Origin of the sequence: Kitasatospora sp. NPDC050463 (assembly GCF_040655255.1) — a bacterium.
GTDB lineage: Bacteria > Actinomycetota > Actinomycetes > Streptomycetales > Streptomycetaceae > Kitasatospora.
Window position 1 is genome coordinate 1 of record NZ_JBFAJO010000023.1, and the last position, 13,475, is coordinate 13,475.

General features: G+C 70.8%; 7 protein-coding genes. 5 read left to right on the forward strand and 2 right to left on the reverse strand.

Annotation, left to right across the window (positions count from 1 at the left end; genetic code table 11):
• The 4 genes from AB0J08_RS16770 to AB0J08_RS16785 form a co-directional block, all read left to right on the forward strand.
• A partial coding sequence (locus tag AB0J08_RS16770; RefSeq protein WP_360633668.1) for an integrase core domain-containing protein occupies positions 1 to 452 on the forward strand: 452 nt, incomplete at its 5' end.
• Positions 453 to 538: 86 nt separating this feature from the next.
• On the forward strand, positions 539 to 3,985 hold the full coding sequence (locus tag AB0J08_RS16775; RefSeq protein ID WP_360633671.1) for an RHS repeat-associated core domain-containing protein: 3,447 nt from the start codon (positions 539 to 541) through the stop codon (positions 3,983 to 3,985).
• A gap of 705 nt (positions 3,986 to 4,690) precedes the next feature.
• Positions 4,691 to 6,751 (forward strand): 4-alpha-glucanotransferase, encoded by a 2,061-nt coding sequence (malQ, locus tag AB0J08_RS16780; protein ID WP_360633928.1) that lies wholly within the window; start codon positions 4,691 to 4,693, stop codon positions 6,749 to 6,751.
• Between the two features lies 1 nt (position 6,752).
• The gene (locus AB0J08_RS16785; RefSeq protein WP_360633674.1) at positions 6,753 to 6,992 is read left to right on the forward strand and encodes a hypothetical protein; all 240 of its coding nucleotides are present in this window, start codon (positions 6,753 to 6,755) and stop codon (positions 6,990 to 6,992) included.
• A gap of 129 nt (positions 6,993 to 7,121) precedes the next feature.
• Here the strand turns inward: AB0J08_RS16785 and pepN are convergent, their stop codons facing one another.
• Positions 7,122 to 9,713: an aminopeptidase N gene (gene pepN, locus AB0J08_RS16790; RefSeq protein ID WP_360633677.1), complete on the reverse strand. Its 2,592-nt coding sequence runs from the start codon at positions 9,711 to 9,713 to the stop codon at positions 7,122 to 7,124.
• A 169-nt stretch (positions 9,714 to 9,882) separates the two neighbouring features.
• Positions 9,883 to 11,736, reverse strand: coding sequence for a PQQ-binding-like beta-propeller repeat protein (locus AB0J08_RS16795; protein ID WP_360633680.1), 1,854 nt, complete (start codon positions 11,734 to 11,736; stop codon positions 9,883 to 9,885).
• 384 nt (positions 11,737 to 12,120) lie between these two features.
• Here AB0J08_RS16795 and AB0J08_RS16800 point away from each other — a divergent pair, with 384 nt between their 5' ends.
• The gene (locus AB0J08_RS16800; protein ID WP_360633683.1) at positions 12,121 to 13,323 is read left to right on the forward strand and encodes an ROK family transcriptional regulator; all 1,203 of its coding nucleotides are present in this window, start codon (positions 12,121 to 12,123) and stop codon (positions 13,321 to 13,323) included.
• Positions 13,324 to 13,475 lie beyond the last annotated feature (152 nt).

Genomic DNA, 13,475 nt, shown 5'->3' on the forward strand with positions numbered 1-13,475 from the left:
CCCGTCGCATCGTCGGCTGGTCCGCCGCGACCACGAAGCAGACCAGGCTCGTCCTGGACGCCCTGGAGATGGCCTTGTGGCAGCGCGACCGCGACGGATACCCGCCCAGACGGGGCGAGTTGATACATCACAGCGACGCGGGCAGTCAGTACACGTCTTTCCGCCTGGCCGAGCACCTCGACGCCGCCGGCATCGCAGCCTCCATCGGGTCGGTCGGCGACGCCTACGACAACGCCCTCATGGAGTCCACGATCGGGCTGTTCAAGACCGAGCTGATCAAGCCCCGGCGGCCCTGGCGCACGCTGTCGCAGGTCGAGCTCGCCACCGCCGAGTGGGTCGATTGGTATAACCACCGCCGACTCCACGGTGAGATAGGCCACGTCCCGCCCGTCGAGTACGAGAACACCTACCACCTCACAACTGCAAAACCACAGGTCACAACCACAAGCTGAGGTCTCTATCGAACCCGGGGCGGTTCAAGATCCGGGACGAGAACGGGCGCGTCTCGGAGCAGGACTTCGACGGCCTCGGCCGCTCGGTGGCCGGCTGGAGCCCGGGCAACGACCGGAGCAAGAACCCGAACCGCCCGAACCGGAAGTTCTCCTACGCGGTCAACGGCGCCAATGCGCCCTCGCAGGTGCTCACCCAGGCACTGATGGGTGACCTGAAGACCTACACGTCGAGCTACACCATCTACGACGGTCTCGGCCGGGTCCGTCAGACCCAGGCCAGCACCCCGTCGGGCGCCACCGGGCGAATGATCACCGACGCCCTGTTCGACTCCCACAGCTGGCAGACCAAGACCAGTGCTGCGTACTACAACGACGAGGCGGCGCCCAGCGGCCAGCTCTTCCTTCCCAACGGCGGGGTCAACCCGGACAGCAAGATCCCGTCCCAGACCGTGCAGAAGTACGACGGCATGGGCCGAGTCACGGACTCGATCTTCCAGTCCTACGGAATCGAGCAGTGGCGCAGCCGCACCGAGTACGCGGGCGCCGACGAGATCCGCACTACCCCGCCCGCCGGCGGGTACGCCACCGCGACCGTCATGGACGGCCGCGGGAACACCGTCGCCCTGCGCCAGTACAAGGCCGACACCCCGACCGGGGCGTACGACGAGACGACGTACGGCTACACGCCCGAAGGCAAGGAGGCCTGGCGCAAGGACGCGGCTGGGAACCTCTGGACGTACGAGTACGACCTGCTCGGCCGTCCGGTGAAGGGCACCGACCCGGACTCGGGTACGGGCACCACGACCTACGACGACAGCCACAACCTCGTCACCGTCACGGACTCCCGGGGCAAGAGCGCCACCAGCGTCGCCGACCTGCTCGGTCGCACCGTCGCGGCCTACGAAGGCACGGCGGTCGACCCCGCCAAGCAGGTCGCGGGATGGACCTACGACACCCTCGCCCTGGGCAAGCCGACCTCCACCACCCGGTACGTCGGCGGTGCGAGCGGCGCGGCGTACAAGTCGGAGATCACCGGCTACGACGTGGGCTATCGCGAGCGCGGTGCCAAGACCGTGATTCCGGCGGTCGAAGGGAACCTGGCCGGCACTTACGTCACCGACAACACGTATGACGAGGCCGGTCGGCTGGCGAGCACTCTCATGCCTGCGGTGGCAGGTATGGGAAGAGAACGGCTGACCTTCACCACGGATGGAGTGGGGCAGTTCGTCGGCCTGACGAGCGTCTTCGGTTTCGACGAACCGACCCCCTTCGTCGGCGGTGTCCGGTACGACCCCTATGGCCGCCCCTTCCGTACCACCATCGGAGATGCGGGAGCACATGTCGTTGCCACGGCGCTGATCGACGACGCCACCGGCCGGGTCACCCGCTCGATCCTGGACAAGGAGAACGCGCCGACCGCGAGTGTCGACGTCGTGGACTACACCTACAACGTGCTGGGTCAGGTCACCTCGGCCCGCAACGCCCAGGACGGCGAGGTCGCCGACCTGCAGTGCTTCAACCACGACTACCTGGGCCGGCTAGCCCAGGCCTGGACGGACACCGGCACCCAGACGACGCTGCCGCAGCCGAACGTTCCAGCAGTCGGCGCCTGCACCAACGCCGGCGGCCCGGAACTGAATGAGGGCCAGCCCAGTGTGGGCGGCCCGGCCCCGTACTGGCAGCAGTACGAGTACGACCTGATCGGCAACCGCACCAAGCTGGTCCAGAAGGACGTCAACGGCGACACCAGCAAGGACATCACCACCATCCAGACGTTCGGCACCGGTCCGAACACCCCGTCCTCCGACCCGAGGACGGGCGGCGGCACCGGTGGACCGCACGCCCTGATGAAGTCCACGGAAGCCGGTCCGACCGGGACGGCAGTGACTTCCTACACCTACGACGCCGCCGGCAACACGACGTCCATCACCGACACCCCGGGCACCAAGACCCTGACCTGGAACGCCCAGGGCAAGCTCGACCAGATCACCGGCACCGGCCAGAGTGCAGGCACCAGCTACCTGTACGACGTCTCCGGCGGCCAGCTGATCCGCCGCGACCCGGGGAAGACCACCCTCAACCTCGGCGCCGACCAGCTCACGCTCGACACCACGACCGGTGTGGTCACCAACGTCCGCTCGTACGGGGCCCCCAACGGTCTCTCCATCACCCGCACCACCACCGACGGCACCTCCACGCTCGCTTACCAGAGCTCGGACCCGCACGGCACCAACGGTGTCCAGTTCGACGCCTACGACCTGGCCCAGGTCCGCCGCCCCACCGACCCGTTCGGCAACGAGCGCGGCGCCCAGCCGGGTGGGGGTGTCTGGGCCGGTGACAAGGGCTTCGTGGGTGGCACCAAGGAGAAGGCCACCGGCTTCACCCTCCTGGGCGCCCGCGAGTACGACTCGAAGGCGGGCCGCTTCATCAGCCCCGACCCGATCACGGACGCCGGTGACCCGCAGCAGTGGAACGCGTACGCGTACGCCAACAACAGCCCGATCAACAAGTCGGACGCCAACGGCCTGAAGGTGGGCTGCGACAGGCCCGAAGAGTGCAGCAACAACCACGAACCCCGGGGTAACGGCCAGGCCGTCGACGCGGTCTTCATCTACAGCCCGCCCGCTTCCGGCCCGATCGAGCCGCCTGACGCAGGGGTGCAGAAGGCTCTGGCGAAGCAGGATGCAGCCGACCAGGTCGTCAAGGAGGGCAAGCGCAAGCGCGACGAGATCGTGCACAAGGTCGTCGATCTGATCGGTGAACTGATCGGCTTCAACGACGCCCGGGACTGCTTCACCAAGGGCGACGTGATGGCCTGCGTCAACACCGCGCTCAACGCGGTGCCCTGGGGCAAGCTCTTCAAGGCCATCAAGGTCGGCATCAAGGCTTTCAAGATCTACAAGGAGATCGACAAGGCCTACGACATGATCCGCTCCGGCGAACGCGCCGCAGCGGAAGCCGGCCAAGCCGTCGTCGCAGCCAAGACCGCCGCCGCCGAGGCCCGAGCAGCCGAAAGAGCGGCGGCCAAGGCGGCGGAAGAGAAGGCAGTCAAAGAATCGGCGCCCGATGCTGCTGGAACAGAATCGAAAGCAGGTAAGGGCGAATCGGGTAGTGAGGTTTCTCTAAAGGGGAAAGAGAATGGCGAGGGGGTGGAATATGCTGGCGGCCACGAAGGGAATGCGTGGGCCGGACAGGAAAGCATCGATGCGGCGACCGGCTCGTCATCTAATTCGCGCACTCGGGCGCTTGCGGCCATTGTTGCCGAAGATTTCAAGGACCTGAACTTTGCTCACATTCCTCAATATAGTCCCACTGTTAATACTGGAATGGCTATGAAGGGCGTGGGGACGCAGATTGGGCGGAAGCGCTTCTCGAGTCGAAATGACCTGAGAAATACGATTGTTCACGAGGAGCTTCACCACCGGTGGTACGATCGGGGGATGGCGGGTCACCATCCGCGAAACGGATCTGGTACGTCTCAGCGTTTCTATGACACGGTCGATAGGTATATGAGAATGAGAGAATGGGAATGATCGAGCAGGGGGTACGGTTCAGCCTGCAGTGCACCAACTGTGGTGCTGATGCCCGTGGCTGGAATGCTCAAGTATTTAGGGGTGGATTGCTAGGTTGGGTATCTGAGTGGGAATGTGATTCCTGTGGTCTCGTTAGTGATGACGGCGGGGCTGGGGGTGGTCCGCCGTGGTTGAGGGATGCTGTAATCTGCAGGCATGGAGCATTTCGGCTGACTGTATCCTCCGCGGATTCTCGGGGTGCTCTTCTGCTTAAGGAAATCAGGCGGGCGTTGGGTATTACTATTGGTGAGGCCAGTGCGCTTTTGGCGGATTTGACTTCCGTGGGGATTGTGAGGACTGCAGTCGAGGTAAAGTTTCTCAGAAAGGTCCTCGAGGCTGCTGGCGCAGAGTGCTCTGAGGAGCCGCTTATTGGTCGGTCCTGACCAGCCGGGATTGTGCTCCTCTCGTATCGGCCGACGTGCACGCTATTGCGTCGAGCCTGTAATGGTGCTTCGCGCAGGCTGACCTGATGTCTCGGCATGATGTGATGCGACAGGCCGTGTCGCACCGAGTCACCGGGCCGTCACACGGGTAGGACTGTGGCTGTCCTGACTGGGCGTTGCCGAGACATCGCAGGAGCCGCGAGTGGCCGCTTATCTCGACCGTGACGGAGCCGACGGCCTGGAGGTGCCCGCGCAGGACGCGCCGCCTCCCCCGGCGGAGCTGGTGGCACTGGCGCAGGCGTACGGAGTGGACCAGGCGTACCACCCGGGCGCGCGGACGCTGGTCGCGGTGCTGGCCGCGCTGGGCGTGGAGGCCGGTACGCCGGAGGCGGTGCGGGAGGCGCTGGAGCGTCACCGCGCCGAGCAGCGGGCGCGGTTGCTGCCGCCCTGCGTGGTGGTGCGGGCCGGGCGGCGCACCGCGCTGGACGTGCCGGCGGACGCGCGCCTCAGCGTCGAGCTGGAGGAGGGCGGGGTCTGGGAGCTGCCGCGCGGGCACTCGCACTGGCTGCCCGCCGACCTGCCGCTCGGGCGGCACCGGCTCAGGGCGCAGACCGATGCCACCGAGCAGTACGCCCATCTGATCGTCGCTCCGGAGCGGCTGCCGCAGCTCCCCGGCCGCAGCTGGGGCTTCCTCGCACAGCTCTACTCCGTCCTGTCCGACCGGTCCTGGGGCATGGGCGACCTCGGCGACCTCGCAGAGCTGACCCAGTGGGCCGGCGGCCTCGGCGCGGGCTTCGTGCAGATCAACCCGCTGCACGCGGGCCTGCCGGCCGTCCCGTCCGACCCGTCCCCCTACCGGCCCTCCTCGCGCCGCTTCGCCGACCCGGTGCACCTGCGCGTCGAGGCGGTCCCCGAGTACGGGTACCTGACGGGCGAGCAGCGCGCCGAGGCCGAGGAGCTGGGGCGCCGCGCCGCCCGGCTGCGCGCCGAGGTGCTGGGCCACGACGGCCTGATCGACCGGGACGCCGTCTGGGCGCTCAAGCGCCGGGCCCTGGAGCTGCTGCACGAGGTGCCGCGCGGGGCGGGCGGCCGGGCCGCGTACGAGGCCTACCGGCGCAGGGAGGGCGAGTGGCTGGAGCGGTACGCGCTCTGGAACGCCCTCGCCGAGGTGCACGGCGCCGACTGGCACGCGTGGCCCAAGGGCCTGCGTCACCCGGACGACCCGCACGTCACGCTCGCCGCCCAGCAACTCGGCGACCGCGTCGAGTTCCACCGCTGGCTCGCCTGGCAGGTCGACCGGCAGCTCGCCGGGGCCCAGCAGGCCGCGCGCACCGCCGGCATGGCGGTCGGCCTTATCCACGACCTCGCCGTCGGCGTCCACCCGGACGGTGCCGACGCCTGGGCGCTCCAGGACGCCCTGGGCGGCGGCATCTCGGTCGGCGCCCCGCCGGACGCCTTCAACGCCCACGGCCAGGACTGGGGCCTGCCGCCCTGGCGCCCGGACGCGCTGGCCGCCTCCGGCTACGCCCCGTACGCGGAGCTGCTGCGCTCGGCGGCCCGGCACGCGGGGGCCATCCGGATCGACCACGTGATGGGCTTGTTCCGGCTCTGGTGGGTGCCGGTCGGCCACCCGCCGACCGAGGGCGCCTACGTCCGCTACGACGCGGAGGCGATGCTGGGCGTGCTGGCCCTGGAGGCGCACCGGGCCGGCACGGCGGTGATCGGCGAGGACCTGGGCACGGTGGAGCCGGGGGTCCGCGAGGAGCTGGCGGCGCGCGGCGTCCTGGGCACCTCGGTGCTCTGGTTCGAGCGGGACTGGCAGGCCAAGGGCGAGATCCTGGCCCCGGAGCGTTGGCGGCCCGGCAGCCTGGCCACCCTGACCACCCACGACCTGCCGAGCACCGCCGCCCGGCTCTCCGGCGAGCACGTCGAGCTGCGCCACCGGCTGGGCCTGCTGGCCCGTTCGCTGGACGAGGAGCAGGCGCAGGCGGAGGGCGAGCTCGCCGACTGGCGGGCCGAGCTGACGCGGCTGGGCCTGCTGGCGGAGGACGAACCGCTCTCGGCGCGGGTGCTGTACCGCTTCCTGCTGGCCACCCCGGCCGAGCTGGTCGGCGTCTGGCTGCCCGATCTCGTGGGGGACCCGCGCCCGCAGAACCTGCCCGGCACCTGGGACCAGTACCCCAACTGGCGGCTGCCGGTCGCTGACGGCTCCGGCCGCCCGGTGACGCTGGACGAGCTGGCCGCCACCCCGGCCGGGCAGGGCCTGGCCGACCTCCTGCGGGCCGCCGGCCGGCCGGCTCGAAAGGCCGACCCCGCCGAGCGCGGTGAGGTAAGTGGCGGGTAAGTTGAGCAGCGTGGACAAGAGGAACGCTTTGCGAGCCGGCGCGGTCACCGCAACGGTCACGCTGATGATGCTGCTGTCGTCGCCCGCCATGGCCTACTCCCGGGACGACGGCGACGACCCGGGCAGCGGCCTGACCGTGGCCCAGACCCTCGGCCTGTACGTGCTGCTCCCGATCGTGGCCTTCGTGGTCATCGCGGGCCTGGCCGGGCTGCCGTACGGCAGCAAGGACAAGAAGAAGTAACCGAGGGCCCTCCACCCAAGCCCCGTACAACGCCTGAGGGGGCGCCGGACGATGTCCGGCGCCCCCTCAGGCGTTCCCGAAGGAACGACCGGCGGGGCCCCGGGGTCGCCCCCGGGGCCCCCGCCCGGCTCAGTGCCCCAGCGCCCGGGCGCCCGCCGCCCGGTCGGCGGCCTGCGCCTTGATCGCGCGCTCGACCCCGGCCCGCTGCTCGACGACCCGCCGGCGCAGTGCCGGCGCCGGCTCGGCCGTGCTCAGCCAGGCGTCGGTGGCGTCCAGCGTGGCCTGCTCGACCTGCAGCGACGGGTACAGCCCGACGATGATCAGCATCGCGATCTCGTGGCTGCGGGTCTCCCAGATGTCCTTGAGCGCCGCGAAGTACTTGGCGCCGTACGGCGCCAGCAGCTCGCGCTGGTCGGCCTGCTGGAAGCCGGCGATCACCGCGTCCTGGACGTAGTTGGTGAGCTTGTCCGACTCCATGACCGAGGCCCAGGCCTTGGCCTTGGCCTCGGCGGTCGGCAGGGCGGCGCGGCAGCTGGCCGCGTGCTCCTGGCCGGCCGCGGTGTTGTCGCGGACCAGCTCGGCCGCGATGGCGGCCTCGTCGGCGCGGCCGGTGGCGGCCAGGCGGCCGAGCAGCGTCCAGCGCAGCTCGGTGTCGACGGCCAGGCCCTTGATCTCGGTGGAGCCGTCCAGCAGGCCGGCGAGCAGGTCCAGCTGCCCCTCGCTGCGGGCGACGGCGGCCAGCGCGCGGGCCCAGGCCAGCTGGTGGTCGCTGCCGGGCTGGGCGGCGCGCAGCTGCTCCTCGGCGGCCTCGGCCCAGCGGGCGAGACCCTGCTCGCTCCAGGCCGGGTCGGTGTAGGAGTCGAGGGCGAGCTTGACCTGGCGGTGCACCGACTGGACCACGCCGATGTCGGACTCCCGGCCGAGGCCGGAGACGGCCAGTGCCAGGTAGTCGCGGGCGGCGAGCTCGCCGTCGCGGGTCATGTCCCAGGCGGAGGCCCAGCACAGCGCGCGCGGCAGCGAGTCGGTGAAGGCGCCCAGGTGCTCGGTGACGACGGCCAGCGAGTCCTCGTCCAGGCGGACCTTGGCGTAGGAGAGGTCGTCGTCGTTGAGCAGGATGACGGCCGGGCGGCGCCGGCCGACCAGCTCGGGGACCTCGGTGCGCGGGCCGTCGACGTCCAGCTCGATCCGGTCGGTGCGCACCAGGGTGCCGTCGGTGAGCTCGTAGAGGCCGATGGCGATCCGGTGCGGGCGCAGGACGGCCTCGCCCTTGGCGCCGGCCGGCAGCGCGGGGGCCTCCTGCAGCACGGCGAAGGACTCGATCTCGCCGTCGCCGTTGAGGGTGAGCGCCGGGCGCAGCACGTTGATGCCGGCCGTCTCCAGCCAGGCCTTGGACCAGGCCTTGAGGTCGCGCCCGCTGGCCTTCTCCAGTGCGCCGAGCAGGTCGGCCAGGCGGGTGTTGCCCCAGGCGTGCCGCTTGAAGTAGGCCTGCACGCCCTGGAAGAAGGCGTCCTGGCCGACGTACGCCACCAGCTGCTTGAGCACCGAGGCGCCCTTGGCGTAGGTGATGCCGTCGAAGTTGACCTGGACGTCCTCCAGGTCGTTGATGTCGGCCATGATCGGGTGGGTGGACGGCAGCTGGTCCTGCCGGTACGCCCAGGTCTTCATCTGGTTGGCGAAGGTGGTCCAGGAGTGCGGCCACTTCGACCCGGGCGCCTCGGCCTGGCAGACGGCCTCGGCGAAGGTGGCGAACGACTCGTTCAGCCAGAGGTCGTTCCACCACTCCATGGTGACGAGGTCGCCGAACCACATGTGGGCCAGCTCGTGCAGGATGGTCGCGGCCCGCGCCTCGTACGAGGCGTCGGTCACCTTGGAGCGGAACACGTACTGGTCGCGCAGGGTGACGGCGCCCGCGTTCTCCATCGCGCCGGCGTTGAACTCCGGGACGAACAGCTGGTCGTACTTGGCGAACGGGTAGGGGAAGTCGAACTTCTCCTGGAAGTAGTCGAAGCCCTGCTTGGTGACCTCGAAGATCGCCTCGGCGTCCAGGAACTCACGCAGCGACGGGCGGCAGTAGACGCCCAGCGGCACCTTCTGGTCGCCGTTCTCGTAGCTGTCGAAGACGCCGACGTACGGGCCGGCGACGAGCGCCGTGATGTAGGAGGAGATCCGGCCGGTGGGCTCGAACGTCCAGACCTGGCTGTCGCCGTCGCCGACCGGGGTCGGGGTGGGCGAGTTGGAGACCACGACCCAGCCCTTGGGGGCGGTCACCGTGAAGGCGAAGGTGGCCTTGAGGTCGGGCTGCTCGAAGGTGGCGAAGACGCGGCGCGCGTCCGGCACCTCGAACTGGGTGTACAGGTAGGTCTCGCCGTCGACCGGGTCGACGAACCGGTGCAGGCCCTCGCCGGTGTTGGTGTAGGCGCAGTCGGCGACGATCCGCAGCTCGTTCTCGGCGGCCAGGTTCGGCAGCGCGATCCGGCTGTCGGCGAAGTTGGCGTTGTCGAGCCGCTCGCCGTTGAGGGTGATCTCCTCGACGCTCGGCGCCACGAGGTCGATGAAGGTGGCCGCGCCGGGGGTGTTGGCGCTGAACCGGACCACGGTGGTGGACCGGAAGGTGCCTCCCTCCCGGGCCGAGCTCAGGTCGAGCTCGATGTGGTACGCGTCCACGTGCAGGAGGTCGGCCCGGGTGCGGGCCTCCTCGCGGGTCAGGTTGGTGCCGGGCACTCGCAGGACTCCTTCGTCAGGCTGATGCTTCGCATCCTCCCATGCCCGGCGCGCGGAGCCCGGGGAAATGTTCGAGGGCGGGGCGGAACAGGCCAACCGGCTTGTTCCGCCCCGCCCTCGACGGGGGTCGGACGTCAGGACGCTGCGTCAGGACGCGGCGTCCGGGGCGTCACTTCTTCCCGTACTTGACGACGGGGGCGTCCGAGCTCGCGCCGCGGGAGAAGCCGTACAGCGAGCCGTCCGACTGCAGCACGTACTCGGTGGTGCTGGAGCCGATGAAGTCGGCGCCCTTCTGGCTGGTGATGCTGCCGAGTTCGGTGCCGGCGCCGTCGGTCGGGGACAGCGTGACCACCTTGGCGTCCTTGCCGTACCCCATGTCCAGCACGGCCCGGACCTTGCCGTCCTTGTCGGTGCCGGAGACCAGCCGGATGCCGTCGTTGGTGCCGCCGGTGGACGACCAGAGCCGCTTGCCGGTCGTCAGGTCGTAGGCGTTGATGGCCGGCTTGGACGGGGTGGTCTGGACGTACAGCGTGGTGCCGCTGACGACGTTCTGGGTGAACGCGTCGGCCTGGCCGGACAGGCGCAGGCTGTCCGCCCCGGGCTCCTTGACCGACATCGGGGTCATCGGCTTGTTGCTCTTGTCGAACGGCAGGATGTAGTCGCCGTTCGGACCGCTGGTCACCAGCAGTACCAGCGGCTGGTCCGACACCACCTTGTCGACGCGCTCGATGCTGCCGGTCAGCGGGATCGGCGCGGCGCTGGTGGCCTTGCCGGAGTCCGTGTCGACCAGCACCAGCTGCGACTTGGGGTTGGCGTTGGAGCCGTAGCAGCGGTCGCTCACGGCGATCTGGGCGCCGGCGGCCTTGCCGTAGACGTTGCAGTCCTTGTCGCGGGGCTGGAACTGCCAGACCGGCGAGCCGTCGGCGATGTTCACGGCGCCGACCATGTTGCCGCCGATGCCGACGACCTTCTCGGTCACGGTGAGGGTGGGCGAGGACATCCGCTCGGTGCTCACCTTGGCGGTCCAGAGCAGCTTGCCGGTGTTGAGGTCGACCGCGCCGACGGTGGAGCAGTCGCTGTCACCGGTGTTGAGCGCGACGGCGGCGACGTGCTTGGAGTTCGCCCCGTAGGAGACGGCGCAGAACTCCTTGGCGCCGGACGGCGGCGTGATCGTCCACAGTTCCTTGCCGTCGGCCGAGTTGAGGGCCCGGATGCCGTAGCTGTCGGCGCGGACGACGGCCTTCTCGGCGCCCCAGATGCCGAGCAGCTGCGAGCCGCTGGCCGCGTTGGCCGGCTTGGCGGCGGTCCAGGCGAGGTTGTAGGCGCCCGCCTTGCCGCCGTTGTTGCCGCCGGTGGTGCCGCCCGAGGCCGCCGAGGCGCTGGGGTCGGTGGTCGAGCCGCCGGTGGTGCCGCCGGTGGTGCCGCCGGTGCTGGTGGTGCCGCCGTCGGCGCTCGAGTTGTCGGTGTCCTTGTTGTTCTGGGTGAACAGCACGACGAGGCCGGCGATGATGGCGACGGCCAGCACACCGCCGATGATGCCGCCCCAGACCATCACCGGGTTGCGCTGCTTGGGCGCGGCGGGCACCGGCGCGCCGGGGAAGGCGTAGCCGGGGGCCTGCTGCTGCGGGTAGCCGTAGCCGGCTCCGCCGTCGGTCTGCGGCGGGGCGGTGTAGCCGAACTGCTGACCGGCGTTGGGGCCCGCGAACGGGGGCTGGGTGGGGTCGTACGGTCCGACCGGCGCCGCGCCGGGCGGGGGCGGCGGGGCGCCCTGGGCGGGGAAGGCGGCGGCGGTCGGCGCGTAGGCGTACTCGCTGCCCGGGGCCTGCGGCTGCCCGGGTGCGGCGCCCGGCGCGGCCGGTCCCGCCTGGCCGGGGACGGGAGCCCCGTCCAACTGTGTCATCTGGTTCGCCACGGCGGCCGGGTCGACGCCGCCGGGCGTGCGCCCGAGCGAGACGCCCCGATTGTCCTGCGGACCGGTGCCGGGCGCGTCGCCCGCCCCCGGCGTAGGGTGATCCCCTGCCATCTGATGCCCCGTCATGTCTGGAAGCGCCCCCCGGCCGGGTCACGTCCATGGCCGGTGGGACGGGTGAGAATGGGCACCATCGTACGGGTGGGCTGTTTTCGGCCGGTCGCAGGAGCCCTGAAGCCAGCGCGTCGCGCCTCTGAGCTGGGGCCCGTCCGCGCCGCCCGGCTCCCGGCCGCACACCGCGCGGCCCCGCCTCCCCACCCCGCCCGCACCGGCACCCGCACCGCCCGCCGACCACGGGGCCCCTGGGCCCGTCGCCGGACTCCGGCCTGCCGGGCCCGCCCTTCGGGCAGACCCTGAAGTTTGACGACAGGCCCTAGGCTTCAGGAGTTGAAGGGATCGCCCGGCGGAGGGGTTCCCTCGCCCTTGGAAGGGTGGATCATGGCGACGGACACACCGGGCTCGCAGTCCTCACTGCACCGGGCCAACCTGGAGCGGGTGCTGCGGGCGGTACGGATGGCCGGTTCGCTGACCCAGGCCGAGATCGCCCGCGGCACCGGCCTCTCGGCGGCGACCGTGTCCAACATCGTCCGGGAGCTCAAGGAGAGCGGCACCGTCGTGGTCGCCGACACCTCCTCCGGCGGCCGCCGGGCCCGCAGCGTCTCGCTCAGTGGTGACGCCGGCATCGTGGTGGGGATCGATTTCGGCCACACCCACCTCCGGGTCGCCGTCGGGAACCTCGCGCACCGGGTGCTCGCCGAGGAGAGCGAGCCGATCGACGTCGACGTCTCCGCCGCCCAGGGCTTCGACCGTGCCGAGGCACTGGTCGACCGGCTGCTCCAGCAGGCCGGCTTCCGTCCGGACAAGGTGATCGGCGTCGGCCTCGGCGTCCCCGGCCCGATCGACGTGGAGACCGGCGCACTGGGCTCGACCGCGATCCTGCCCGGCTGGACGGGCATCGCCCCCGGCCGGGAGCTGGCCGAGCGGCTCGGCATGCCGGTGCACGTCGACAACGACGCCAACCTGGGCGCGCTCGGCGAACTCGTCTGGGGCGCCGGACGCGGCCTGAGCGACCTCGCCTACATCAAGGTGGCCAGCGGCGTCGGCGCGGGCCTGGTGGTCAACGGGCAGATCTACCGGGGCCCGGGCGGGACCGCCGGTGAGATCGGGCACATCACCCTGGACGAGGCCGGCCCGGTCTGCCGCTGCGGCAACCGCGGCTGCCTGGAGACCTTCGTCGGCTCCCGCTACCTGCTCGGCCTGCTGAGCACCACGCTCGGCCCGGACCTCTCCCTGCCGGGAGTGGTCGAGCTGGCCCACCAGGGCGACCTCGGCTGCCGCCGGGTGATCGCCGACGCCGGCCGGCAGATCGGCACCGGCGTCGCCACCCTCTGCAACCTGCTCAACCCGCGCCGGGTGATCCTCGGCGGCGACCTCGCCGACGCCGGTGAGCTGGTGCTCGGCCCGATCCGCGACTCGGTGGCCCGCTACGCGATCCCCAGCGCGGCCCGCCAGCTGTCCGTCGTCCCCGGCACCCTCGGCGGCCGCGCGGAGGTGCTGGGCGCGCTCGCCCTGGTGATGAGCGAGATGGACGACTCCGGCCCGGTCGGGCGATCCGTACAGGCGTCCGTCGCCCGACCGTGAGTGCCGGCGGCCCGGCCGCGCCCCGACCGTCCGGGCCCGGTATCGACCGGGTGTGCCGTACTTCGACCGTCCGTGCCCGCCGTCGGACCCTCTGTGCCCGCCGCCGGCCATGAACGGCGGTGACGGGCCGATGGCACCGGGCACCCCGCTCG